Consider the following 25,828-nt stretch of genomic DNA (forward strand, 5'->3'; position numbering starts at 1 on the left):
ATTAAGCATAAAATGCATCTTATGGATATAAAATTACTAAGCCCTTCATGCTGGTCAGATTACGAGTTAATTGATAGTGGTGCTTTTGAGAAATTGGAACGTTTCGGGCGTTACGTGATTGCCCGGCCGGAGCCGCAGGCGATATGGAATAAATCGCTTCCCAACGTGGAATGGCAGCAACGGGCGGATGCTTATTTCAAGAAGGATAAGAAAAGCGAGGACCGGGGAGAATGGATTTGCAAGCCTAAAATGCCACAGCAATGGTTCGTGAATTACCGTTACGGGGAGATGAATCTCCGGATGCGTTTGGGATTGACTTCTTTCAAGCACGTGGGGATATTCCCGGAACAGGCAGAGAACTGGAATTTTATATTCGATCAGGTGAAACGAATTGGTTCGGAGGCAAAAGTGTTGAACCTGTTTGCTTACACCGGGGGAGCTACTCTTGCGGCGAAGAGTGCCGGGGCGGATGTTACCCATGTGGATTCGGTGAAGCCGGTTGTTTCTTGGGCTAGGGAAAACATGGAAGCTTCGAAATTGGATGGTGTTCGCTGGATCGTGGATGATGCTTTAAAGTTCGTACAGAGGGAAGTACGTCGGGGTAAAAAATATAACGGGATCATTCTGGACCCTCCGGCTTACGGGCGCGGTGCGAATGGCGAGAAATGGGTATTGGAAGAAAATATCAACGAGTTGATCACCTTGTGTGGGCAATTGTTGGAAGGTTCTAATAGTTTCCTTGTGCTTAATTTGTATTCCATGGGGTTATCAGCCTTGTTGGCCCGGAGCATCGTGCGGCAGTTGGTCGGTGATTGTACCGGGGAACAATTCGGAGAGTTGTATTTTACCGATTCATACGGGAAATCGTTACCGTTAGGAGTTTATTATCGGTTGTGGCGTAAGTAGTGTGGTTTTATATTATTACTTTTGTATTTATAAAAGCAATAATATGACACAAAAGGATGCAATAAAGCTATTTGAAGAAAGAAAGATTCGTACAGTTTGGGATGAAGACCAAGAAAAGTGGTATTTTTCAGTTGTAGATATTGTTTCTGTATTGACAGATAGTGCTAATCCGACTGATTACTTGAAAAAAGTAAGAAAACGTGATTCTGAATTGGGATTGTTCATGGGGACAAATTGTCCCCAGGTAATGATGATGACCGAAACGGGTAAGAGGCGTAAAACACTTGCTGCAGATACGGAATCCCTTTTTCGAATTATTCAGTCGATCCCCTCTCCTAAAGCGGAACCTTTTAAATTGTGGATGGCACAAGTAGCTAAAGAACGTCTGGATCAACTGGAGGATCCTGAGTTGTCGATCGAGCAAGCCTTGTTAGACTATAAACGATTGGGTTATTCGGATAATTGGATAAACCAACGTCTAAAAAGTATAGAAGTGCGAAAGGAGCTTACTGATGAATGGAAATGTCGGGGAGTGAAGGAAGGTGTGCAATTTGCTGCATTGACAGATATAATAACGCAAGCTTGGGCTGGACTGACTACTCGAGAATATAAACAATTAAAGGGTTTAAAAAAAGAAAATCTTAGAGATAACATGACCAATATGGAGTTGATTCTAAATATGCTTGCAGAAGCGACGACAACCGAAATATCGAAAGAACGTGAACCGAAAACATTTGAAGAAAATCGACATATTGCGAATCAAGGAGGTCAAATCGCAGGTAATACTCGGAAAGAAATTGAAATTCAGACAGGTAAAAGTATAATTTCTCCATTAAATGCAAAAGATTATTTGCAACTTGGAAATTCGGAGAAGGATGATTAGTTTATTATTTGGACTGGATTAAAAATCGGCTTACTTGTGTGATAATAGACGGATCATATAAGAAAATAAAATCCTCATTTGGTGATTTGTGCTGATTTCCTTATCTTTGCACACTCAATGAAAAATATTAAATCTAAAAAATAAAATAAATGGCAACAACGGCTGATTTTAGAAATGGATTATGTATCGTTTTCAAAGACGATTTATACAGAATTGTACAGTTTCAACACGTGAAACCCGGTAAAGGTCCCGCTTTCGTGAGAACGAAGATGCAGAACATCAAAACCGGTCGTACCTTGGAAAATACCTTTACGTCAGGAGTGAAGATTGATGTAGTACGTATCGAGAGACGTCCCTATCAATTCCTGTATATGGAAGGAGAGGACTATATCATGATGCACACGGAAACTTTCGAGCAAATTCCTATTGCAAAAGATTTAATCAATGCTCCCCAGTTCTTGAAAGAAGGTGATGCTGTTGAAATGGTTGTACATGCCGACACGGAAACCCCGTTATATGTTGAGTTGTTGCCGACCGTTGTTTTGGAAGTAACTTACACGGAGCCGGGATTGAAAGGTGATACCGCTTCTTCCACGGCGTTGAAACCGGCAGAAGTAGAAACCGGTGCAAGAGTGATGGTGCCGCTTTTCATCAATACCGGCGAGAAAATCCGTATCAAAACGGAAGACGGTACTTACGTGGAACGTGTGAAAGAATAAAAAGATTGAGTGATTTATGATTGGCGATTCTGTGATTATATTCACTGAAAGAAATCACGGAATCGGCAATCGTGGAATCATGGAATAATATTAGATTTCAATTTCTCCTTGGGTCTCGACTTGGAGTTTTTGAATAACTTTTTCAGCGGAGTTTTGCTCCGCTTCTTTTTTTGATGCACCTATACCTTGGGCCATAATGTCCTCGCCGATAGAGATGGTGCAGACGAATTTAGAGCGACGGGCATTACTTTCAATCGTTTCGATATTCAGGTCAATCTTTTGTTTTTGGGCCCATTCAATCAGGCGGCTCTTGTAGTTTTTGTCAACGTACACGAGGTCTTCCAAGTTCACGTAGTGAGGGAAGATGTAATTCTCGATAAACGCTTTTGTTTTGTCGTATCCTTGATCTAGGTAGATGGCCCCGGTGAAAGCCTCGAATACATCTCCGTAGATATGTTTGTTTTTGGAAATATCCGATTTGGCAATTACTTCCTCGCTCAACCCCATTTTGATGGCAATGATATTCAATGATTCGCGGCTCACGATCTTGGAGCGTAAGCGGGTCATGAATCCCTCGTCCTTGTTGGGAAAAAATTTGTACAGGATTTCAGCGACAATAGCTCCCAGCACGGCATCGCCCAAGAATTCGAGACGCTCGTAATTCAATACGGTTCCGCTTTTCGTGTATCTGGATGCCGATTTATGTAACAATGCTAGGGTGTATAAACCCTTGTTACCGGGAACGAATCCCCATTCCGAAATAGACAATCCATAAAACTTTTCCTTCCTGTGAAGGTAAAGTTTTATGGATTGAATTATTTTACTAATCACTTCCCCAAAATTTTAGTTAGTGATTACTTTTTGAATACAACGCAAGCATTGTGTCCTCCGAAACCGAAAGTGTTACTGATGGCTACATTGATTTCTTTCTCTTGAGCCTTATTGAACGTGAAATTCAGCTTGGGATCCAGTTCCGGATCAAGGTTGCTGAAATTAATGGTAGGGGGTACAATGTTGTTTTTCACAGCCAGAACACAAGCGATCGCTTCCAAGGCACCGGCGGCACCTAATAAATGTCCTGTCATTGATTTGGTGGAACTGATGTTCAGATCATAAGCGTGTTCACCAAATGCTCTCTGAATGGCCTTAGGTTCTGCCACATCTCCGAGTCCGGTAGACGTTCCGTGAACGTTGATATAATCAACATCTTTCGGGGTTAGTCCGGCGTCTTCCAACGCGAGTAACATAACATCGGCTGCACCTTCTCCTTCCGGGTCCGGGGCTGTCATGTGGTAAGCATCGCAATTGGCTCCGCCTCCCGCAAGTTCCGCGTAGATGTGAGCGCCTCTTTTTACTGCATGTTCGTACTCTTCCACGACTAGGCAAGCACCGCCTTCGCCGATAACGAATCCGTCACGGTCAACGTCGAAAGGACGCGAGGCTGTTTTCGGGTCATCATTACGAGTGGATAAAGCTTTCATGGAATTGAAACCACCTACACCCGGGGGGGTGATGGCTGCTTCGGATCCACCGGCAAGTATCACGTCTGCTTTTCCTAATCGGATCAGATTTAATGCATCTACTAACGAGTGTGCGGATGATGCACAGGCTGAAACCGTCGTGTAGTTCGGACCCTTTAGGCCTTCTTCTATGGCGATCATGGCTCCACCCATGTTGGCAATCATCTTGGGTATAAAGAACGGGTTGAATCTGGGAGTTCCGTCTCCTAATGCAAAAGTTTTGCATTCTTCGTAGAACGTATCCAAACCACCGATACCTGCACCCCAGATTACACCGATTCTCTTTCTGTCCTCTTGCGAGAAATCGAGTCCGGCATCTTTCACGGCCTCCCTAGAACAAATTAGGGCAAACTGGCTGTAAAGATCCATTTTACGGACCTCCTTCTTGTCGAAGTATTCCGTGGGCTCGTAGTTTTTAACTTCGCAAGCGAATTGCGTGCGAAATTTAGATGCATCAAAACGAGTAATAGGACCGGCGCCACTGACGCCACCTTTCAAGTTCTCCCAGAATTCGGCCACGTTATGACCCAAGGGATTAATAGTTCCAAGACCAGTTATTACTACTCGTTTGAAATTCATAGATAAAATATTAAATTATTGAGCGTTAGCTTCAACGTATGCAATAGCATCGCCCACGGTAGCGATTTTCTCTGCTTGATCATCCGGAATAGTGATGTTGAATTCTTTTTCCAATTCCATGATCAACTCTACCGTATCCAAAGAGTCAGCTCCTAAGTCGTTAGTAAACGTTGCTTCAGGTTTAACTTCACTTTCGTCAACTCCTAATTTATCAACAATGATAGCTTTAACTCTGTTTTGAATGTCAGACATAACTTTAAATTTTAATTAGACATTTTTTAAATTCACACTTGCGTCTACAAGAGACGCGCATAACTCTCTAAGTTCGGGGGCAAAGTTAGAGAATTTATTTTTCCTAGAAAATTTTTTGGCATGAATAAAGTTTTCTTATCTTTATGCGTTTGATTTTTAATAGATTACAGGATGAAAAAAATAGCAATATTTGCCTCTGGTTCAGGTTCTAACGCTGAAAATATCATTAATTATTTTAAAAATGACACCGAAAATGTCGTGAAAATCGTGTTTTGTAACAAACCCGATGCCTATGTTTTGGAACGGGCGAAACGTTTAAACGTACCGACATTTGTTTTCGGGCGGGAAGAGTTCTCTCATTCTGACTTGGTTTTGAATGAATTGAAACGATTGGATATTGATCTGATCGTGTTGGCGGGTTTTCTCTGGAAGGTGCCGGATGCCATTATTGAGGCCTATGAAAATCGGGTAATTAACATCCATCCGGCCCTGTTACCCTCTTACGGGGGCAAGGGTATGTACGGCATGAAAGTACACGAGGCGGTGATCGCTGCCGGGGAAAGAGAAAGCGGTATCACGATTCATTACGTGAATAATCATTATGACGAGGGGACAACTATTTTTCAGGCTAAATGTGAAATCGTCCCGGGCGACACACCAGAGATGCTGGCAACGAAAGTCCATGCCTTGGAATACGAGCATTTTCCTCGTGTGATCAAGGAAGTCCTAGAAAAAATCGAGTGATTTTTTCTCAATTTTAGATTTATAGGAAACTTGATGATTCCGGGTGTGTGAGGCCATGTTTTCATTTTCAATTTTCAATTTTTATGAGGAGGTTTATTCTTTTACTAGGCGTGTTGTTAGCCGGTTTGTGGGTGCAGGCCGGGGAGGCAAGGTTATTAAGGTTCCCGCATAGCGTGGGGGACAAGTTGGTATTCTCGTATGCCGGGGATCTTTATTTGGTTTCGGCCGGGGGAGGAACGGCCCGTCGGTTGACCTCGCACGTGGGGTACGAGATGTTTCCTCGTATTTCCCCGGATGGAAAATATATCGCCTTCACCGGGCAATATGATGGTAACACGGAAGTATTTGTCATCCCCGTGGAGGGGGGCGAACCTCGTCGCTTGACTTACACGGCCACGCTGAAACGGGATGATCTAGGGGATCGCATGGGGCCGAACAATGTGGTGATCGGTTGGACCCCGGATAGTAAACGGATTCTTTATCGTTCCCGGAGATATACTTTTAACGATTTTACCGGGCAACTGTTCACGGTCCCGGTGGAGGGAGGGATGTCCGAGGAAGTACCTTTAAAGAATGGCGGCTTTGCCTCTTATTCTCCGGATGGCAAGAAATTAGCTTACAATTATATTTTCCGGGAATTCCGGGCGTGGAAACGTTATCAAGGTGGTATGGCAGATGACATCCGGGTGTTTGATTTCAACACGAAGAAATCCGAGCGGATTACCGACAACGTGCGGCAGGACGTGTTCCCGATGTGGTCACCGGACGGGAATACTATATATTATATATCTGACCGGGGTGACATCATGAATCTTTACGCCTACGACGTGAACACGAAAGAGGATAAACAATTGACTTCTTACAAAGAATACGATATAAAATTTCCCGCGATAGGTGACAAGCTAATCGTGTACGAGCAAGGAGGGTATATTTACGGGTACGATTTGCAGAGTGGTAAGGAATCCAAGATCACGATAAACATTGATAACGATCAGGTTTATTCTCGTCCGACCTTGACTGATGTAAGCGGCCAGATTTCGAGTATCGCGGTTGCTCCCGGTGGGGAGAGGGTGGTTGTGGCTGCCCGTGGGGATATTTTCTCTTTGCCCGTGAAAGAGGGTATTACCTATAATTTAACCAATTCTTCCGATGCTAACGATATGCAGGTGGGGTGGTCACCGGACGGGAAATACATCAGTTACGTTTCCGACAAGGACGGGGAATTCAATATTTATCTCCGGGACGTGGCGACGGGAAAGGAACGGAAACTGATCAAGAATCTGAAAAGTTATATCTTCAATTATAAATGGTCCCCGGATTCCAAGAAAATTCTCTGGAGCGAAAAAGGAAACACGTTGAATATATCTGACGTGGAAAGCGGGAACCGGAAGATCGTGGAAAAATCGGGTATCCGTTCCATGACGTCCTACAACTGGTCTCCCGATAGCAAATATGTCACTTACGTTCGTCCGGAAACGACGATGGATAACATCATCGTGTATCATGTTGAAAGTGGCGAGAAACACCAAGTTACCGACGGGTGGTTCGGTTCCAGTTCACCGAATTTCAGCGAGGACGGGAAATACCTTGTGTTTGTTTCTGCCCGCACATTCTCCCCGACGTATGGACGGACGGAATGGAATCACGTGTATAATGATATGAATAAGGTGTACATACTGCCTTTGGCGAAAGATGCCCCGGTATTGTTCGCCCCTAAAAATGATGTTGTCCGGGTGGAGACAACCGTGAAAGAAAAGGATAAGAAGAAAGAGAGTGAAGACAAAGGTGTCGTGTATGATTTCACGAATTTGGAAAGTCGTCTTGTCGAATTGCCCGTGTTGGCATCGAATTACTATGGTAACGTGCATATGCTGGGGAACCGGGTATATTATAACCGGGGAGGCCGCACGCTGATTTATGATCTGAACGGGAAGAAAGAAACCGACACGGGTGGGGACATAGAGTTTTCTCCCGGTTACAAAAAGGCTATCGTTTCTTCGGGTTCCGCGTTCCAAGTGGAGGACCTTCCGGTGCTTTCCGCTAACGTGACTTCTCCCGTTCCCACGAAAGGGGTGAAACGGGTGATTGACTACCATCAAGAATGGATGCAGATCTATAACGAGAGCTGGCGGCAGATGCGTGATTTCTTCTATGCCAAGAATATGCACGGCGTGGACTGGGATCATGTGTACGAGAAATATAAAGTGCTGGTGCCTTACGTGAATCATCGTACGGACTTGACTTATATTATCGGGGAGATGATCGCGGAATTGAGTGTCGGACATGCTTACTCGATTAACGGGCGGGTTCCGATGCCCGAGAGAATTGATATGGGGTTGCTGGGTGCTAAATTCGTGAAAGATAAATCCGGTTATTTTAAAGTGACCGAGGTGATCGAGGGAGCCAACTGGGATGCCTCCACCCGCTCGCCTTTGACCATGCCGGGCGTGGAGGTGAAAGCGGGTGACTATATTCTGGCCATTAACGGGAAATCGTTGAAAGAGGTAGATAACCTGTTCTCCGAGTTGATCGATATGGCTGGTAAGACGGTTGAATTGACCGTGAACACGACCCCGACCGAGAAGGAGGCCCGTAACGTGTTGGTTGTTCCGTTGGCTGACGAATCGAAATTGTATTATTATAATTGGGTACAGAATAATATCCGTAAGGTAAACGAGGCCACGAACGGAGAGGTCGGGTATATTCATATCCCGGATATGGGGGTTGACGGTTTGAACGAGTTCGTGAAACATTATTACCCGCAGTTGAATAAGAAAGCCTTGATCATTGATGATCGGGGAAATGGTGGGGGAAACGTGTCCCCGATGATTACCGAACGTTTGATGCGTACGCCGACTTTCTACACGATGCACACGAACCAAACTTCCGGGTCGGTAAGCCCGGTTGGTACGTTCTTGGGGCCGAAGGTGTTGCTGGTAAACGAGTATTCCGCCTCTGACGGGGATCTTTTCCCGTATCGATTCAAGTATAATCATTTGGGAACGATTATAGGTCGTCGCACGTGGGGCGGTGTTGTTGGATATAGCGGTTCGATCCGGGTGGTTGATGGCGGTTCCATCGTGACTCCGTCATACGCGCCGTTCGCGGCAGATGGCAGCGAGTTTATTATCGAGGGAACGGGAGTTACTCCTCACGTTGATATTGAAAACGATCCTTATTTAGAGTATAATGGTGAGGATCAACAGTTAAATAGAGCGATTCAAGTGATTCTGGAGAAGTTAAAGACCGAGAAGAAGGAGATTCCATCTATTCCCGCTTTCCCGAATAAAGCGGCAAAGAAGAAATAGTACCGATCATACGTGAGAATATAGAGAGTGTTTGGCTGTGATGCCAGGCACTCTTCTTTTTTTAGTGTGTTTTTGTGATTTAACAAGGGGGATTAACCTTGAATAAATCCTTGTTAATGCCTTGTGTGTGAATATAAAATGAATGTTTCATGATCACTTCTAGATCACTACCAGATAAACTAGTTTGAACATCCTATTAAAATTCTAATAGAACGCTATTATATATAGCGTTTTAATAGGGATTTAATAGCGTTTTAATAGCGCTTTACACGATAGTGATCCGCTAGATTTCAAGATGTGATCATAAAATATGTATGATTATCAGTTTGTTTACCATTACTATACCGACAGACAACCGATAAGGTAGTTTTTAAAATTTTCGTACGCTGGGTGAAATGGGAATTTTATATTTCGTATTTTTGCACGATAAAATTGGACTGGGAAAATGAGAACGAAAGAGGTAGAGTGGGACGGGTTGCCTATCCCGAAACGATACTGGGCGATTCTTGCCATTGCCATGGGAATTACGGTTTCCGTGTTGGACGGCACGATTGCCAACGTGGCGTTACCGTCTATTGCGGAGGATTTGCAGGCGACGCCGTCCATGTCGATCTGGATCGTGAATGCCTACCAGTTGGCGATCGTGGTTTCCTTGCTGTCCTTGTCTTCGTTGGGTGATATTTTGGGCTATCGACGGGTATATATCGGGGGATTGCTCATATTTAGCGTGACTTCATTAGCTTGCGCGCTTTCCAATTCTTTGCTGACGTTGACGATAGCCCGTGTATTTCAAGGTTTTGGTGCGGCTGCTCTGGCAAGCGTGAATACTTCTTTGATCCGGATTATTTATCCCAAACGACATTTGGGGCGGGGAATGGGCATCAATGCGCTAGTGGTTGCCGTGTCGGCGGCAGGGGGGCCGACGATTGCGGCAGGAATTTTGTCTGTCGCCTCTTGGCAGTGGTTGTTCGCGATAAATGTTCCCATTGTTATCGTGGCTTTGATTTTATCTTTCCGTTTTTTGCCCGTGAATCCGGTAAAAAGAAGTGGGCGGAAGTTTGATTGGATAAGCGGGTTGATGAACGCTTTTACATTCGGGTTATTGATTTTCTCGATCGAGGGATTCACTCACGGGGTGAGTTTGTCCGTGCTACTCCCGGGGATTGGGGTGGTTCTGTTGGTTGGTTACTTTTTCGTGCGCCGCCAGTTGTCGCAGGAATATCCCCTGTTGCCTGTCGATTTGTTGAAGATACCGATTTTTTCGTTGTCTGTCGGGACGTCCGTGTGTTCTTTCGTGGCACAGATGCTGGCCATGGTTTCTTTGCCTTTCTTTTTGCAGCACACGTTGGGACTGGATGAGGTGGCGACGGGATTGTTGCTGACCCCTTGGCCGTTGGCGACGATGATCGCGGCTCCTTTGGCCGGGAGGTTGATCGAACGGGTTCATGCCGGGTTGTTGGGTGGTGTGGGATTGTCGATATTTTCCGCGGGATTATTTTTATTAGCTGTCTTCGCGGATCAGGTTTCCAACGCTGGGATTGCTTTGTTTATGGCTATGTGTGGATTCGGGTTCGGGTTATTCCAGACGCCGAATAATAGTATATTAATTTCTTCCGCGCCACAGAACAGGAGTGGCGGGGCTAGCGGTATGCTGGGTATGGCCCGTTTGACCGGACAGACTACGGGCGCTTCGTTGGTGGCATTAATGTTTGTTGTTTTTCCGGTGGACGGGACGTATGCTTCCCTCTATTTTGCTGGAGGGTTTGCCACGCTTGCTGCTATCGTGAGTTTTACCCGGGTTTCCTTGCCGGAACCGGAGATGCTGATGACGACGAAAAAGAAGAAGACAGTATGATTTAAAAAGAGGTTTCTACATAAGATTGTTTATTTAGAAAATACAGTTGTTGATTAATTCCGTAAATTTGTGTAATGGCGTTTTCAGCGTGTAACTAATAACAAATTTATGAAATCGAGAGATATTCTATTTTCGAGTCTATTTGTTGTTTTTTATTTGGTTCTCTTTTTTTCTGTAGAGGCGCAAGTTAAGTCGAGCAGGGGGACGTTGGGTTACACGTTCGAGGAGAAAAAGCGAGATGCACGGACTTCGGGAGATCCGTTTTTACAACGAGGGGACACGTTGTACTTGCTTTATGATTTGACGGATTCTTTGCAAATGAGAACGGGAGAAGGTGTTGAATGGTGGCAACGTTTCTTGACGAAGGAGGAAATTGCGATTGTAGAGGACCCTTCAAATGAAGATATGTTTGATCTTGGCGAACCGGATATGTTTCTTGTGCGGCGTTGGAAATTGAGTCCGAAAAAGGAATTGTCATCCGAGGAAATTAGAGAACTGACCTTGACGACACGTGACGAGGTAATTGCTTTTTATGAACGGGAAGTGAAACGAATGGCGGAGAGGAAAGCCAAGGATAAAGGATTTAAGATATACGTTCGGGTTTGGGGATCTTTTAACTTGGAATGGTATTTTGATAAAATATATATGATTATTCCAAAAACGGATAGTTCGGCTGTCATGTACGATATATATACCTTGTGAATTTATGATTTTTGAAAATGGGAGCAAGGCGAGAGTTTCGTTATAGTTTCTAGGAAATCTATATGAAAGCTAGGATTTTTGTCTAATTTTGCGTGATTGAATAAGAATGCTTAATTAGATCTATGGGTATAGAAAGGACATGGAAAACGATTGTTTTTCTAGGAGTTATATTCGTCGGGAGTGTGTTGCGCGTAGCAGGACAGGGGAACGATAGTCTGGTGAACGTGTCACCACGTAAGTTCGTGCATGGTTTGCGGGTGGAGGGACGTCCGGAGTATATTTTCCCGACAAGTTCTTTTCTGAAGGGGGCGAATGCCGAGGGGAGGATTATCCGGGGAGCTTTTTCCACTCACTTGAAATATTTGTTCCGTTATCGCCCGGGGAGTGTTGACGAGCGTATCTATGGAGATGTTTATCAAGGGATAGGGCTCGGGTTTTATAATTTTGGGGAATCCCGGCAGTTGGGAAATCCGGTTGCGTTTTATTTGTTTCAAGGGGCTCGTATCTCTAGTTTGGCTCCTTGGTTGTCTTTGCATTACGAGTGGAATTTTGGTTTGTCCGCGGGATGGAAACCGTATGACTCGTATTATAATTCGTACAATACGATGATCGGTTCGAAGGTGAACGCTTATATTAATGCTAATTTTTATTTGCGCTGGAGGTTGTCCCCGAGGCTTAGCCTGCTTTCGGGGTTGACGGTATCGCATTTTTCCAACGGGAACACGAAGATTCCTAATGCCGGGTTGAACACGATCGGGGGAAATATCGGGTTAGAGTGTAATTTCTACCGGAAGGATGATTTGAAGTCGTTGGAGAGGAAAGTAGCTTTGATCACACAACCTTTTCGACGGCATTTCACGTACGATTTTGTTTTCTTCGGCTCTTGGCACGATCGGCTGGTGAAGACTTCCGACGGATTTTCCCCTTCCCCGGAGGCTTACCCCGTGTTCGGGTTTAATTTTACCCCGATGTATAATTTGAATTATAAACTCCGGTTAGGCGTGTCTCTGGATGGGACGTTTGACGGGGGAGCTAATTTATACACGGATGGGGATGTGTACGGGAGTGTGGATAAGTCAGACATTGTTCGTCCTCCTCTAGGGGATCAGTTTGCCCTAGGGCTTTCCGGGCGGGCGGAGTACGTGATGCCCTTTTTTGTCGTCGGAGTTGGGATCGGGGCGAACGTGATCGGGAAGAATGATCTGAATATGTTCTACCAACTGTTGACGTTGAAAATAGCCTTGTCCCGTGCCGTGTTTTTGCACGTGGGGTATCGTCTTCAGAATTTTAACGAACCTAACTTCTTGATGCTGGGGATTGGTTTCCGGTTTAACGGGAAATATACTGCTTTTTAGAATTGTTTGTATGATACGGGGTGGTAGTGTCGGGATTTTTGGCTAAATTTGTGATATGCCTTTTAGGGGTGTGTTAATATTTAATTAAGTGTATATATGGCATTTACGCATTTTCATGTACATTCTCAGTATTCTATTCTCGACGGGGCGGCGAGTGTGCCCGGTTTGGTGGAGAAGGCGATTGCCGACGGGATGAAGGCAATCTCGTTGACGGATCACGGGAATATGTTCGGGATAAAATTATTCTACGATACTTGTCGCAAAAAGGGGATAAAACCTATTTTGGGGGTGGAGGCCTACGTGGCCCGGGTGTCTTTGTATAATAAGGAGAAGCCGGTGGACCGTTCGGGAGAACATTTGATTATTCTGGCCAAGAATTTGAAAGGGTATTTGAATTTGATCAAGCTTTGCTCGGCGGCGTTCGTGGATGGGTATTATTATCGTCCGCGTATTGATAAGGCTTTGTTGGAGAAGCATCACGAGGGGTTGATTATTTCGTCGGCTTGTTTGGGAGGTGAGATTTGCCAGAAGATTATGGCCGGGGATATCGAGGGGGCGGAGGCGGCTGCCTTGTGGTACAAGAATCTGGTGGGGGAGGATTATTACTTGGAGGTGATGAGGCATCCGGCAGAATCGGCCAAGGAGAGAGCGGAGGTTTACGATAATCAGGTGAGGTGTAACACGGAGATTCTGCGTATGGGAGAGAAGTTGGGGATCAAGGTGATTGCCACGAACGACGTGCATTTCCTGAACGCGGAAGATGCCGAAGCGCATGACCTGTTGATCTGTCTGAATACTCGTAAGGATTTGGATGATCCTAACCGGATGCGCTACACGCGGCAGGAGTGGTTCAAGACGACGGCGGAGATGGAAGAGTTGTTCAAGGATATTCCACAGGTAATCGAGAATACACAGGAGATTGTTGATAAAGTTGAAGATTATAAACTGGATTCCGACCCGTTGATGCCGGTTTTCCCGATCCCGCCGGAGATCGGTACGGAGGAAGAGTACCGGAAGAAATACACGGAAGAGGATTTGTTCAACGAGTTTACCCGTAATGAGAAAGGTGAGGTCGTTATGAGCGAGGAGGATGCTCAAAAGAAAGTGAAGAAGTTGGGGGGATATGATCGACTTTACCGTATTAAGTTGGAGGCAGATTATTTGAAGGAGTTGGCGATGAAGGGAGCCGTGCGGCGATATGGTGAGAATATTCCACCGGATATTATGGAACGTTTGATTTTCGAGTTGCATATCATGAAGACGATGGGTTTCCCGGGGTACTTCTTGATCGTGCAGGATTTTATTCAGGCGGCTCGTGATATGGGGGTGATCGTGGGACCGGGGCGTGGTTCTGCCGCGGGAAGTGCCGTGGCGTATAGTCTGGGTATCACGAATATTGATCCGGTGAAGTATGATTTGCTGTTCGAGCGTTTTTTGAATCCCGATCGTATCTCGCTACCGGATATTGACGTTGACTTTGATGATGACGGGCGTCAGCGGGTGTTGGAGTGGGTTACACAGAAATACGGGGCGGATAAGGTGTCGCACATCGTGACTTTCGGTAGTATGGCTGCCAAGATGGCGATTAAGGACGTGGCGCGGGTGTTGAAGTTGGATTTGTCGGAGGCAAACCGGTTGGCCAAGATGGTGCCGGAAACCCCGAAAATCACGTTGAAGAAGGCTTACAAGGAGAATCCTGATTTGGAAAAAGAACGGGAGTCCTCGAACCCGCTGGTAGCAAAAACGCTTCATTTGGCGGAAATTTTGGAAGGTTCCGTGCGGCAGACGGGGGTACACGCTTGTGGTATCTTGATCAGTCGTGACCCGTTGACGGAACATATCCCGATTATGCCGACGGAAGGGGAAAGTTTGATGACGACTCAATATGACGGTCACTTCGTGGAGCCGATCGGGTTGATCAAGATGGACTTTCTGGGATTGAGAACGCTTTCGATTATAAAAACCTGTTTGGATAATATAAAGAAATCCCGCCACGAGACACTGGACGTGGATGCGATTTCGTTGGAGGATAAAGAGACATTCGAATTGTTTTCAAGAGGGGAGACTACCGGTCTGTTCCAGTTTGAGTCGCCGGGAATGAAAAAGCATTTGAGGGCGTTGAAGCCGAACCGTTTTGAGGATTTGGTGGCCATGAATGCCTTGTATCGTCCCGGGCCTATGGAGTATATCCCGGATTTTATCAAGCGTAAGCACGGGGAGGCTCCTATCGAGTACGATCACCCGATGATGGAGCCTTACTTGAAGGACACGTATGGTATTACCGTTTACCAAGAGCAGGTGATGTTACAGTCCCGTGCATTGGGTAATTTTACCCGGGGTATGTCGGATACTCTTCGTAAGGCAATGGGTAAGAAACAGATTGACACGATGAACCAGTTGAAGACGCAGTTCATCGAGGGGTGTAATAAAAACGAGGAGTTCGTGAAGGGATGCAAGGAGATGGGGAAGGAGGTCAACCCGTTGGTTGATAAGATTTGGGGAGACTGGGAGGCATTTGCATCGTACGCGTTCAACAAATCGCATTCGGTTTGCTACGCTTATATTGCTTACCAGACGGGATTTTTGAAAGCTCATTATCCTGCCGAGTTTATGGCGGCCAACTTGAGTTGTAACTTGTCACAGATTGAGAAGGTTACGGTTTTCATGGACGAGTGTAAGCGAATGGGGTTGAGCGTGCTGGCTCCGGATGTGAACGAGTCGGATGATGATTTCACGGTGAACCACAAGGGAGATATTCGTTTCGGGATGGCCGGAATCAAGGGGGTTGGCGAGGCTGCCGTACATTCGATTATCCGGGAACGAAATGCTAACGGGGGGTACAAGGATCTTTTCGATTTCTTCGAGCGATTGGATTACAAGACGGTGAACAAGAAGACGTTGGAAAATCTGATTACCGCGGGAGGGTTGGATAGTTTCGGGTTGGATCGGGCGCAGTATTTCTATATGCCTGACGGTCACACGACATTTCTTGAAAATCTGGTGAATTACGGGCAGAAAAAGCAACAGGATAGTTTGATGATGCAGGCGACGCTGTTTGGGGGGATGGATGAATATGACGTGAAAAAGCCTACCATTCCTTTGTGTGAACCTTGGACGGATGTGGAGAAGGCGCGTAAAGAGAAGGAATTGATCGGTATATACCTAACTTCTCACCCGTTGGATTCGTATAAGTTAGAGATCAAGGCGATTTGTACTCCTTTGGAGAGTCTGAGCAGTGATTTGAGTTCTTACAAAGACCGGGACGTGACGATTGCGGGAATTATTGTTGCCATGCGAGAGGGGAAGACGAAGAAAGGGAATGATTTTGGTATTTTGACAATCGAGGATTTCACGGGTTCTTACGAGTTACCTTTCTTCGGGGAGGACTATATCAAGTTCCGGAATTATTTTATTCTGGAGACGTCCATCTACATCAAGGGTAGAGTGCAGGAAAAGAAGTGGGGCGGGGCCGGAGAGCTGACTTTTAACGTGCAGAGCATGGATTTGCTGAGCGTTATCAGCGAGAACCTGATTCGCTCGATCACGTTGCAGGTGGACGTGGAAAAGCTGACACACGAGCTTGTGTTGGAGATACATAACCAGTTCGTGAACGAGAAGGGTGATCTCCCGTTGAATTTTATTTTGTATGACGGGACGGGACACCGGGTAAAGATGTTTTCAAGAACCTGTAAGATAGGGCGTTCGAGAGAATTATATGAATATTTTGAAAATAATGATGCTATTAAAATGAAAATTAATTAATTTCGCCATGTCAAAGCGTTGGATCATGGCGGAACTTAATCCAACGCTTTTAGCATGAATATTATTATAAACTTTAAAGATAGAAGTATGGCTATTGCAGTTAATGATTCAAATTTCGAGGAAGTTGTGCTAAAAGCAGAAGTTCCTGTTCTTGTAGATTTCTGGGCAGAATGGTGTGGACCATGTAAAATGATGTTACCCATCGTGGAAGAGATCTCTAAAGAGTTCGAAGGTAAGTTAGTGGTTGCTAAAGTGAACGTGGATGAAGGTTCTGCTGCTGCTAAGTATGGTATTCGTAACATCCCGACAATTCTTTTCTTTAAGAATGGCGAGGTTGCTGACAAACAAGTAGGTGCAGTACCTAAGACGACTTTGGTTTCTAAAATCAATGCACTGCTTTAAAATATTAAACCGCCGATCGGCGGTTTTTTTGTTTGTATTTCCACTTGTAATTTGCAAAGCCGTAAGCTTAACTTGTAGCTCGTAACGGGAATGTCCAAAAGTCATTTTTCAAACTCCCTCCCCCCTTCGGGGTACTCCCTCTATGAACAGAGGGAGAGCTGAAATACTCCCTATATTCTGGGAGAGACACCAGCTCCTCCTCTGTTTATAGAGGAGGTGGCTGCGAAGCAGACGGAGGAGTTTTTTGAAATAAAATGACTTTTGGGATAGCTTCTAATAAAGAAGATACCCGGCCACTCCTGCCGCTATGATCATGAGTATCGGGTCCATTTTGAATTTGAAGGTGGCGATGAAGGCTATGGCGAAGATTATATAGCTTTTGTAGTCCACGAAGTTTTGTTTGTTCATCAATAACAACGCTGCTGCCCCGATAAGTCCTAAAACAGTGATTTTTAAACCTTGCATGGCCATTTCCACGTATTTGTTGTCCCGGAACATGAAAAAGAACTTGGAGATCGTGATCATGATGATCAGGGAGGGAAGACTGACGGCTATCGTGCAGATGGCTGATCCCCAGATGCTGCCTGTTGCCGTGTAGCCGATGTAGGTGGCGGTGTTGAAGGCGATGGGGCCGGGCGTGCTTTGCGAAATGGCCACGATGTCCGTGAAGTCGGCCACGCTGATCCAGTTGTGGGTTTCCACGACGTCATGTTGTATCAACGAGAGCATGGCGTAACCGCCCCCGAAACCGAATAGACCGATTTTGAAGAAGGTGATGAAGAGGCTGATATAGAGATCAAGTTCTGACATATTAATTGAAAATTGAGAATTGAAAATTGAAAATGGAGAACGGACTTTGTTTCATGACATTTTTAGAGTTTGTGGGTGATCTTGCCGTAGAGCAAGCCACCTAGGATGGCGGCGATGATGATATATATGGGCGAGAGGTTGAGTAACCAGACGAGGAGGGCGGCAACGACCGGGAAAATGATGGTTTTACGGGTAACACCTGCTGATTTACCCATTTTGTATAAAGGAGCGGCGATGAGGGCCACGACTGCCGGGCGGATGCCTTTGAATACTCGTTCTACTCCGGGGTTGTTTTTGAAATCCGTGAAAATGATGGCGATTAACAGGATTACGATGAAAGAGGGGAGGATGGTTCCGAGGCTGGAAAAAATGACCCCTTTAATTCCTCGTGCCTTGTAACCCACGAAAATGGCCGTGTTCAGTGCAATCGGTCCGGGGGCGGATTGGGCTATTGCCATCATCTCCACGAATTCGCTCTCTTTTAGCCAACCTTTTTTATCCACGACTTCTTGTTGGATGAGTGGTATCATCGCGTAACCACCTCCTAGCGTGAAAGAACCGATCTTGAAAAACGAGATAAATATTTGCCAGTATGAAGCCATAATTTTGCGTTATATATCAGTGGCAAAGATACGATTTCCCGATTAAAATTCTTAATATTGTAGTGTTGAAAACAGTGCAGATGCGTTAAAACCTTGTTGATTTTTGGAATGAGAGTTCAAGCCTTTGTACAGACTCTGGTGAAGAATATACGAACTTGATGATTCATGTATGAAAAAAAGTACGAAAAGAAAGATAATTGTTGTTTTGGGCCTGTTTGTGGTAGTCGGCCTGATCGTGTGGTTCGGGATTTTCCGAAAGATGGGGAGGTTTGATACTTTGCAGGCGGTACCCGTGGATGCGGTCTTTAAGGTGAATATTGTGTCTGTAAATAGCGTGCATGAACGGTTGCACCGGAATTTTATCTGGAAATCGTTGAAAAATTATCCCTATTTCGAAGAGTATCATTCGAATTTGCAATACGTGGATTCCTTGGCGAATACCTATCCTAAATTAAAAAGGATATTAACTGATCGTCCGGTAACAATTTCATGTCATCAGGTGGGGTTGAACAAATACGATTTCCTGTACGTTTGTGATTTGGGGAAATTGAATGTGATTCAGGTGTTTGAAACGTTACTGCTGAAATTGGTGCAGGATGACGAGATAAAAATAAAGACGATCAAGGACCCGAACGGGGAGATCCGGGAGATTCGCTGGGCTGACTGGCGATTCTTTTTCACGATTAAGGATAATCTGCTGATCGGTTCATCGTCTCATGCTCTGATGGCTCGTTCTCTGGCTCGGTGTAAGACGAACAAGGAGGTGCAGGAAGTGGTGGTTTCGGGGGATATAATGCTTGATCTTGATCATCGGCAGTTGGGAAAATGGGTTACTTCGGTCATGGAGGCATCGGCGGTGGCAGATGAATTTTCATTGTTGAAAAATACCCGTTTGATGATGCAGTTGAATGATAAATCTCTTCGTTTTGTTGGGGAAACGAGGCCCGATCCTAATAAGTATTCTTTGTTGGATGTAGTTAGTTTCTTGGAAGGAGGTTCTTCTAACCTAGAGACGATCGCAGGTGAAAATACGGCAGCTTATGTTTCTTTTTGTTTTCCTTCTTTCAAGGATGCGGAAAATTTGCTGTTGGAGAATTACAAGGTGAATAGCCTGCAATCTTACACGGAAATGAAGAAATCACTGGATCGGTTGAATAAATTTCTGAATATGGACGTGCTGGAGGTGTTTACATCTTGGATTGGTGGGGAGGTGGCAATTATCAAACCCCGTTTGGAGAACGATCAGAAGGCGGATTATATCGTGCTGGCGATACGGGCAAAAGAGATTCATCTGGCCAAGGATCAAATGGCTTATCTGGCCGAACAGATTCAATGGAGGACTCCTATCCGGGAGAGGGCGATGGAGTTTAACGGGCACACGATTCATTATTTCCGGTTAAAAGGTTTTTTCCAGCTTTTCTTCGGGGGGATGTTCGAACGGTTTGAACGCCCTTATTATACATTTTTGGGTGATTATGTCGTTTTTAGTAATTCTCCTGCCACACTTGCCGAGATGATTAAAGAGTACGTGCTGGGAAACACATTGGAGAATGACGAGAAACATATGCGTTTAAAAGGGCAGTTGGGAAGTCGGAAGAACGTGTTCGGTTACGTGCAGACACCCAATACGTACGAGTATTTATATGATTCTTTCAAGGCGGGCTCCCAAGAAAGTCTGGAGAAGAACAGAGGGGCATTTCTGAGTTTTGAAACGATCGGTTTCTCGTTATCTAAGGAGGGAGGAATTTTTGAGACTCAAATTATAGCAAATTATAATGATAAGGCTCCCGAAGAGTACAAGATGCGAGAGTTGAATCGTCAGTTTGAGAATCAGATAAACAAGATCGAGGCAGGTTTTTATTATCCCGTGATTCCCGATAGTATTGCGGTGAGTAATCAAGAGTATTACGAGTACAAGTCGGAACAGGCCATTTTTAAAGGGGCACTGAAGGATGGAGAGCCGGATGGCGTGTGGTGCGTGTTTAATGTTGCGGGAAAGTTGCTCGGACAATTCCCGTATGGCGACGGAAAGATAGACGGGATTGCTCCGTTTTTTTACGAGAACGGGGATTTGTTGGCTCAAGTGACTTATAAAAACGGGCTGATCGCGGGATATAAGGAGTTTTTCCCGGACGGGACGCTTCGTACGGAGATCGCATATCGGAAAGGATTACGACACGGCACGGCAAAGTTTTATTATAATACCGGGCATTTGTTTTGTGAAGGACGTTACAAGAACGGGCGACAGACCGGAAAATGGCGGTATTATAAAGTAACGGGGGAAAAACTTTATTAATTTTAGATTTTAAATTTTAGATTGAAAAATTTAATGATTTCGTGGTTAAGAAATCGTAGGAGAGGTCACTGAACTATGGAATCATAAATTTAGTGAGTTCCTCAATTTAAAATCTAAAATTTAAAATCTAGAATTATAGGGTTTGTTTTAAGATCTTCACAAGCGAGTCTCTTGTTTGAATGAAACGAGGCATATTTTCCGGTGAGATCGGTTCTTTTGGGGGTGAACTCATTTTTAACGGGTTGATGGGAGTTCCATTTTTATATACCCGGAAATCCAAATGAGGGCCTGTTGCCAGTCCTGTACTACCGACATAGCCGATGACATCACCTTGTTTTACCCGTTTGCCCGGTTGGATCCCTTTAGCAAATTTGGAAAGGTGCATATAGGTTGTGGTGTACACGCTGTTGTGTTTGATGGTTACGTAGTTTCCTCCACCGTTAGCTTGATAGGCTTTTTTCACGACAACGCCGTCCCCGATGGTGTGTACTTCCGTCCCTGTTGGGGCTGCATAGTCCACGCCATGATGCGCCCTGTATCTTTTCAGTACCGGGTGGAAGCGGTTATTGGAGAAACCGGAAGAAATACGGGAATATTTTAAGGGGGCTTTTAAAAAGGTTTTTTGTAAGCTATTTCCTTCTTCATCAAAATAGGCCAGTTTTTCGTTTTGTTCAAAAGGAATGGCATAGAAGTCTTTGCCGGAATTGGTGAAAATGGCGGCTTTCACGTTAAAGTCTTGCAGGGGTTTATCTTCCACGTATGATTGTTCGTAAAGGACACGCACTGAATCACCTTTGGCAATGCCGTAAAAATCGATGCTCCACGCGTAGATATCGGATAGCGTGACAGCGAGCATGGGGTCTGCTTGGGCATCAACCATGGCATTCCATAGATTGGAGTTTATAATTATATTAGCTGTTTTCTCTTTGGTCACGATGTCTTTTTTGCCCACGTAAACATCCGCAGTTTCCTTGAAATCTATGACAACGTATTCTAAGGCATTTTTTTCGTAAATGAAAAATTCCGGGGTGCGAAGGCTGTCTTGTGCCAAGAAAAGAGTGTAGTTTTGACCTCTTCTGATACTTCGTACGTCAAAGACATCCTTGCAGCGTTGGGAGATTTCATGGATTTTGGCTGGTGATACCTTGTATTTGGAAAGGATTAGAGAGAGATTCTCATTTTTTCCCACGGTACCTTCTTCTATAATAAAGTTTTCATCGGGGATACCGTATTTGTAATGAATTTGTTGTTGTTCGGTCGTGTCAACAACTTCCTCTACCGCACTAGCCTCTAATATTGCCTCTTTGTTTCCTCTGTTGCTGGGCCAAAAAATAATAATACCTAACACGAGCCCTATGGCTGCCCAAATCCAAATCCATTTCGTTTTTTTCATCTTTTCCGTTTGATTCCTAATGTTCACTCAAAATCCGGGATGCAAGTTAGGGGATTCCTCTTGAAACTGCAATAAGGAAGGAATGTTTTTTTATCCACATGATTTGCAATGTGTGAAAAGATTCTTAATGTTGTTATTAATAAAAAGTTAAAGTCATTTTTTTAATATTACTCCTATTAGTATTTTACTATTTTTGACAAAACACAATATAAAAAAATGTTCCTGATTTTTTGGTGTGTATTTGTTTTTGAAGTGATGATGTAAAAGTTGAGAATGTTATTTTCTTCTGAAAATGCAAAATGGTGATTAATGTAATTTGATGTAAAACAACTTGTTAATGAATTTGAATATCTTAAAAATTTCATAAAGTTGATTTTTGAATAACACTAAATTGTTTTTGGAACGTCTTTTTATAAAGTTTATACCTGTTGTTGTAGATAATATTAATTTTAATAACAAGTTTATGGAAGAGCCAATTGTAAAAGTCGAACATTTGTCACATCGTTACAGCATCCAGTGGGCGGTAAGAGACATTAGTTTCGAAATCCCCCGGAGGGGGATATACGGGTTGCTAGGGTCTAACGGGGCCGGAAAGTCAACCACGATGAATATTATTAGTGGAGTTATCAAACAAACCGAAGGGCAGGTTTTTATCAAGGGTATCGATGCCCGTAAGAGACCGGTTGATGCGAAACGCCACATCGGTTTTTTACCGCAGAAGCCGCCTTTGTATGGTGATTTGACAGTGGAAGAATATTTGATTCACTGTGCAAGATTACGTTGGGTGGCCGATAAGGATATTATTCCGGCGGTGGATGAGGTGCTGGCAAAGTGTGGTATTACTCATTTCCGTAAACGTTTGATCAAGAATCTATCCGGTGGTTATCAACAGCGGGTTGGTATCGCACAGGCTATCGTTCATAAACCTGATCTGGTTATCTTTGATGAACCGACAAACGGGTTGGACCCGAACCAGATCATGGAGATCCGTCATTTGATCCGGGATATTGCCAAGGATCGTACGGTGATTCTTTCCACCCATATTTTGACTGAGGTTCAGGCCGTTTGTGATCATATCTTGATGATCGAGGAAGGTAAGCTCGTGTTTATGGGAACGGTGGATGAATTTGATAATTATATTATCCCGAATTCTCTCTATGTTTCAATGATAGATCCCCCCGTTGCCGACGAGTTGGCAAAGATCGAGGGAGTTCTTGGTGTGGAAGAGTTAGGAAACCGGAATTTCCGTATTCGTTTCACAGAAGCACAGGAGGTTATTGACCAGATCGTGAAATTAAGCGCTGCTAACGATTGGCGTTTGTCTGAGGTTCGGGTGGAGAAGAGTTCCCTCGATAATATATTCGCAGAATTATCTAAGAAAGCACATTAAAAAAATCGGGTTATGTTTAAAATGATATATAATATAGCGAGGACGGAATTGCAGATGTTGTTCTATTCTCCTGTGGCATGGCTAATTTTAGTCGTATTTGGGGTACAATCGGGAATGCTTTTTGCCGACCAGTTGGCCGGGCTTGTGAGTGCCCAAGAAATGGGATATGATATTCAAGGTTCCACGATCAGTATTTTTGCCAATAGATGGGGAGGTGTTTTCACCACGATGCAGAATTACCTGTATTTTTATATTCCTCTGTTGACCATGAGTTTGGTAAGTAAGGAGTTGAGTAGCGGGTCTATTCGTTTGTTGTATTCTTCTCCGATTACGAATACCCAGATTATCGTGGGAAAATTCTTCTCCATGATGATTTACGGTCTTATCATGATTGGTATTTTATTCTTGATTACCCTTTGTAGCTGGGCTATCGTTAAGGATTTTGAATTATCCATGGTTTTAACCGGGTTGTTGGGATTATACCTGTTGATCTGTGCTTATGCGGCTATCGGTATTTTCATGTCCAGTTTGACTTCTTACCAGATCGTGGCAGCTATCGGTACGTTTGCCGTGTTGATGGTATTGAGCATGATTGGAGGATGGTGGCAGGATTACGATTTTATTCGTGACGTGACTTATTGGTTGTCTATGCCGGGTCGAAGCGGTAAGTTTATAGCCGGTTTGATTTGTAGTGAAGATGTCCTTTATTTTGTTATCGTGGTATGTCTTTTCTTGGCGTTGACAATTATTCGCTTGAACTCGGTTCGTCAGAAAATTCGGTTCGTGATCACTTTGGGAAGAAATATCGGTGTTATTTTCTTGGCTTGTTTCTTGGGATATTTGTCTGCACTTCCGCAGATGAAACTTTACCATGATGCGACATCAACGAAAATGAACACGTTGACCCCGAATAGTCAGGATATCGTGGCGAAGTTGGATGGTGGTATGACAATAACTACTTACATTAATGCTCTTGATCCGGGTGCATCTTGGTATGCTGCTCCTTATTTTCTGAAACCGGATATGGAGCGTTTCGAGCAATATTTACGTTTCAAACCGGACATGAAGTTGAAATACGTGTATTATTATGATACCACGGCGAATCCCATGCTGGACAGAAGATTCCCGAACGCAACACTTCGCGAGAAGATGGTGGAGGTTTGTAAGATCTACGGTTTGGATTCCAACAAGTTTATGGCACCGGAGGAGATTCGAAAAATTATAGATTTGTCGGGAGAAAATAACACGTTCGTGCGTCAGATCGTTCGAGACAATGGTGAAAAAGCATGGTTGAGAATATACAATGATATGCAACGTTTCCCGAGTGAAAAAGAGATTTCAGCCGCTTTCAAACGGATGGTGATGGATCTCCCGAAGGTTGGATTCGTGGAAGGCCATGGAGAACGTAGTTATTCAGGTGGTAAAGACCGTGATTATAGTGCGTTTGCTAATGATAAGGGTTTCCGTTATGCTTTGGAGAATCAAGGGTTTGATGTTGCAAAAGTTACGATGGATCAGCAAGTGCCTGAGGATATTAATATTATCGTGATTTCTGATATGCGCGAGTGGTTTACCCCGGAGCAGGAGGCTAATTTACAACAGTATATTGACCGGGGGGGTAATTTATTCATCTTGGGAGAGCCGAAACGTAGAGACGTGATGAATAATTTGTTTGCCAAGTTCGGTTACGAGATGACAACAGGAGTGCTGGTTAAGAGAGACACGAACCTGCAAGCTGACGTGATTCTTTCCTACCCGACGAAAGAGGCTGATAGTATTGCTTATGATTTTGGGGCAATGCGTAGTCGTCGTATGGTTATCACGACACCTAGTACCGCCGGATTGGAGCAAATTGCCGATAAGGGTTACACGGTGACGAATATGTTCAAAACTGACACGATCGGTGTTTGGAATGAATTGGAAACGACAGATTTTATTGATGATACCGTGCGTCTGAACCCGGCTATCGGGGAGGTTGAGAAGATCTACAATACCGTGGTTGCGTTGTCCAGAAAAGTGGGTAATAAGGAACAGAAAATTATTTTGACCGGTGATGCGGATTGCATTAGTAACGGGGAATTCGGACGAAGAGTTCCGGGCGTTCGGACGGCAAACTTCTCGTTAATTACCGGAAGTTTCTTCTGGATGTCGGATAACGAAGTGCCTATTGACGTAAGACGTCCTGCCCTGCCGGATGATAAAGTGTATGTGGAAAAAACCGGAAGTAAGGTGATTAAATGGTCGTTTATGATCATATTGCCTCTATTGCTAGCGGGAATAGGTATCTTCTTGTGGATTCGTAGAAAAGGAAGATAAAAGATGCTGAGTTTATGATCGGGTAATTAGAAAT

The 25,828-nt window shown here is 44.4% G+C and carries 19 protein-coding genes; 13 read left to right on the forward strand and 6 right to left on the reverse strand.

Annotated features, from left to right (window positions below):
• Positions 1–21: 21 nt before the first annotated feature.
• The 3 genes from QVC79_RS11265 to efp all read left to right on the forward strand — a co-directional run bounded on the left by QVC79_RS11265 (position 22) and on the right by efp (position 2,508).
• Entirely contained in the window at positions 22–906 is an 885-nt protein-coding gene (locus QVC79_RS11265; RefSeq protein ID WP_270594571.1) for an RsmD family RNA methyltransferase, read from the forward strand.
• 43 nt (positions 907–949) lie between these two features.
• Positions 950–1,789, forward strand: a complete 840-nt coding sequence (locus tag QVC79_RS11270; protein ID WP_118303006.1) for a BRO-N domain-containing protein — start codon at positions 950–952, stop codon at positions 1,787–1,789.
• Positions 1,790–1,938: 149 nt separating this feature from the next.
• Positions 1,939–2,508: an elongation factor P gene (gene efp, locus QVC79_RS11275; RefSeq protein WP_027200891.1), complete on the forward strand. Its 570-nt coding sequence runs from the start codon at positions 1,939–1,941 to the stop codon at positions 2,506–2,508.
• A 90-nt stretch (positions 2,509–2,598) separates the two neighbouring features.
• Here the strand turns inward: efp and rnc are convergent, their stop codons facing one another.
• The 3 genes from rnc to QVC79_RS11290 are packed head-to-tail and all read right to left on the reverse strand — an operon-like array spanning position 2,599 to position 4,859.
• The gene (gene rnc, locus QVC79_RS11280; protein WP_270594569.1) at positions 2,599–3,339 is read right to left on the reverse strand and encodes a ribonuclease III; all 741 of its coding nucleotides are present in this window, start codon (positions 3,337–3,339) and stop codon (positions 2,599–2,601) included.
• 23 nt (positions 3,340–3,362) lie between these two features.
• Positions 3,363–4,607 (reverse strand): beta-ketoacyl-ACP synthase II, encoded by a 1,245-nt coding sequence (fabF, locus tag QVC79_RS11285; RefSeq protein WP_087419369.1) that lies wholly within the window; start codon positions 4,605–4,607, stop codon positions 3,363–3,365.
• A gap of 15 nt (positions 4,608–4,622) precedes the next feature.
• Complete coding sequence (locus QVC79_RS11290; RefSeq protein WP_027200888.1) at positions 4,623–4,859, reverse strand: acyl carrier protein; 237 nt, start codon at positions 4,857–4,859, stop codon at positions 4,623–4,625.
• A gap of 171 nt (positions 4,860–5,030) precedes the next feature.
• Between QVC79_RS11290 and purN the strand changes: the two genes are divergently transcribed.
• The 7 genes from purN (at position 5,031) to trxA (ending at position 16,987) form a co-directional block, all read left to right on the forward strand.
• Positions 5,031–5,603, forward strand: a complete 573-nt coding sequence (gene purN, locus QVC79_RS11295) for a phosphoribosylglycinamide formyltransferase (RefSeq protein ID WP_270594568.1) — start codon at positions 5,031–5,033, stop codon at positions 5,601–5,603.
• Between the two features lie 83 nt (positions 5,604–5,686).
• The gene (locus QVC79_RS11300; protein WP_270594567.1) at positions 5,687–8,911 is read left to right on the forward strand and encodes a S41 family peptidase; all 3,225 of its coding nucleotides are present in this window, start codon (positions 5,687–5,689) and stop codon (positions 8,909–8,911) included.
• Positions 8,912–9,356: 445 nt separating this feature from the next.
• Complete coding sequence (locus QVC79_RS11305) at positions 9,357–10,766, forward strand: MFS transporter (RefSeq protein WP_270594566.1); 1,410 nt, start codon at positions 9,357–9,359, stop codon at positions 10,764–10,766.
• A 108-nt stretch (positions 10,767–10,874) separates the two neighbouring features.
• A complete protein-coding gene (locus QVC79_RS11310; RefSeq protein ID WP_151411720.1) occupies positions 10,875–11,468 on the forward strand; it encodes a hypothetical protein in 594 nt (197 codons plus the stop codon).
• 122 nt (positions 11,469–11,590) lie between these two features.
• Positions 11,591–12,823 (forward strand): acyloxyacyl hydrolase, encoded by a 1,233-nt coding sequence (locus tag QVC79_RS11315; protein WP_270594563.1) that lies wholly within the window; start codon positions 11,591–11,593, stop codon positions 12,821–12,823.
• 96 nt (positions 12,824–12,919) lie between these two features.
• A complete protein-coding gene (gene dnaE / locus QVC79_RS11320; protein ID WP_124317071.1) occupies positions 12,920–16,585 on the forward strand; it encodes a DNA polymerase III subunit alpha in 3,666 nt (1,221 codons plus the stop codon).
• An 87-nt stretch (positions 16,586–16,672) separates the two neighbouring features.
• Positions 16,673–16,987 (forward strand): thioredoxin, encoded by a 315-nt coding sequence (gene trxA / locus QVC79_RS11325; protein WP_027200880.1) that lies wholly within the window; start codon positions 16,673–16,675, stop codon positions 16,985–16,987.
• A 273-nt stretch (positions 16,988–17,260) separates the two neighbouring features.
• Here the strand turns inward: trxA and QVC79_RS11330 are convergent, their stop codons facing one another.
• Together QVC79_RS11330 and QVC79_RS11335 are read right to left on the reverse strand one after the other, a co-directional pair.
• Positions 17,261–17,797, reverse strand: coding sequence for a chromate transporter (locus QVC79_RS11330; protein WP_027200879.1), 537 nt, complete (start codon positions 17,795–17,797; stop codon positions 17,261–17,263).
• 62 nt (positions 17,798–17,859) lie between these two features.
• Positions 17,860–18,399, reverse strand: coding sequence for a chromate transporter (locus QVC79_RS11335; RefSeq protein WP_124317073.1), 540 nt, complete (start codon positions 18,397–18,399; stop codon positions 17,860–17,862).
• A 169-nt stretch (positions 18,400–18,568) separates the two neighbouring features.
• Here QVC79_RS11335 and QVC79_RS11340 point away from each other — a divergent pair, with 169 nt between their 5' ends.
• Positions 18,569–20,695 (forward strand): toxin-antitoxin system YwqK family antitoxin, encoded by a 2,127-nt coding sequence (locus tag QVC79_RS11340; RefSeq protein WP_270594562.1) that lies wholly within the window; start codon positions 18,569–18,571, stop codon positions 20,693–20,695.
• Positions 20,696–20,828: 133 nt separating this feature from the next.
• Here the strand turns inward: QVC79_RS11340 and QVC79_RS11345 are convergent, their stop codons facing one another.
• Complete coding sequence (locus tag QVC79_RS11345) at positions 20,829–22,088, reverse strand: M23 family metallopeptidase (protein WP_270594561.1); 1,260 nt, start codon at positions 22,086–22,088, stop codon at positions 20,829–20,831.
• A gap of 463 nt (positions 22,089–22,551) precedes the next feature.
• Here QVC79_RS11345 and QVC79_RS11350 point away from each other — a divergent pair, with 463 nt between their 5' ends.
• Both QVC79_RS11350 and QVC79_RS11355 read left to right on the forward strand, forming a co-directional pair.
• The gene (locus QVC79_RS11350; RefSeq protein WP_087419776.1) at positions 22,552–23,478 is read left to right on the forward strand and encodes an ABC transporter ATP-binding protein; all 927 of its coding nucleotides are present in this window, start codon (positions 22,552–22,554) and stop codon (positions 23,476–23,478) included.
• A gap of 12 nt (positions 23,479–23,490) precedes the next feature.
• Complete coding sequence (locus QVC79_RS11355) at positions 23,491–25,794, forward strand: Gldg family protein (protein WP_270594560.1); 2,304 nt, start codon at positions 23,491–23,493, stop codon at positions 25,792–25,794.
• Positions 25,795–25,828: the final 34 nt, after the last annotated feature.

The organism is Butyricimonas sp., from assembly GCF_019423355.1.
Lineage (GTDB): Bacteria > Bacteroidota > Bacteroidia > Bacteroidales > Marinifilaceae > Butyricimonas > Butyricimonas faecihominis.

Excerpts from the sequence above, each read along its gene's own strand:
- QVC79_RS11265 (WP_270594571.1), top strand. The coding sequence starts at position 22 with ATGGATATAAAATTACTAAGCCCTTCATGCTGGTCAGATTACGAGTTA.
- QVC79_RS11270 (WP_118303006.1), top strand. The coding sequence starts at position 950 with ATGACACAAAAGGATGCAATAAAGCTATTTGAAGAAAGAAAGATTCGT.
- efp (WP_027200891.1), top strand. The coding sequence starts at position 1,939 with ATGGCAACAACGGCTGATTTTAGAAATGGATTATGTATCGTTTTCAAA.
- fabF (WP_087419369.1), bottom strand. The coding sequence starts at position 4,607 with ATGAATTTCAAACGAGTAGTAATAACTGGTCTTGGAACTATTAATCCC.
- QVC79_RS11290 (WP_027200888.1), bottom strand. The coding sequence starts at position 4,859 with ATGTCTGACATTCAAAACAGAGTTAAAGCTATCATTGTTGATAAATTA.
- purN (WP_270594568.1), top strand. The coding sequence starts at position 5,031 with ATGAAAAAAATAGCAATATTTGCCTCTGGTTCAGGTTCTAACGCTGAA.
- QVC79_RS11300 (WP_270594567.1), top strand. The coding sequence starts at position 5,687 with ATGAGGAGGTTTATTCTTTTACTAGGCGTGTTGTTAGCCGGTTTGTGG.
- QVC79_RS11305 (WP_270594566.1), top strand. The coding sequence starts at position 9,357 with ATGAGAACGAAAGAGGTAGAGTGGGACGGGTTGCCTATCCCGAAACGA.
- QVC79_RS11310 (WP_151411720.1), top strand. The coding sequence starts at position 10,875 with ATGAAATCGAGAGATATTCTATTTTCGAGTCTATTTGTTGTTTTTTAT.
- QVC79_RS11315 (WP_270594563.1), top strand. The coding sequence starts at position 11,591 with ATGGGTATAGAAAGGACATGGAAAACGATTGTTTTTCTAGGAGTTATA.
- dnaE (WP_124317071.1), top strand. The coding sequence starts at position 12,920 with ATGGCATTTACGCATTTTCATGTACATTCTCAGTATTCTATTCTCGAC.
- trxA (WP_027200880.1), top strand. The coding sequence starts at position 16,673 with ATGGCTATTGCAGTTAATGATTCAAATTTCGAGGAAGTTGTGCTAAAA.
- QVC79_RS11330 (WP_027200879.1), bottom strand. The coding sequence starts at position 17,797 with ATGTCAGAACTTGATCTCTATATCAGCCTCTTCATCACCTTCTTCAAA.
- QVC79_RS11335 (WP_124317073.1), bottom strand. The coding sequence starts at position 18,399 with ATGGCTTCATACTGGCAAATATTTATCTCGTTTTTCAAGATCGGTTCT.
- QVC79_RS11340 (WP_270594562.1), top strand. The coding sequence starts at position 18,569 with ATGAAAAAAAGTACGAAAAGAAAGATAATTGTTGTTTTGGGCCTGTTT.
- QVC79_RS11345 (WP_270594561.1), bottom strand. The coding sequence starts at position 22,088 with ATGAAAAAAACGAAATGGATTTGGATTTGGGCAGCCATAGGGCTCGTG.
- QVC79_RS11350 (WP_087419776.1), top strand. The coding sequence starts at position 22,552 with ATGGAAGAGCCAATTGTAAAAGTCGAACATTTGTCACATCGTTACAGC.
- QVC79_RS11355 (WP_270594560.1), top strand. The coding sequence starts at position 23,491 with ATGTTTAAAATGATATATAATATAGCGAGGACGGAATTGCAGATGTTG.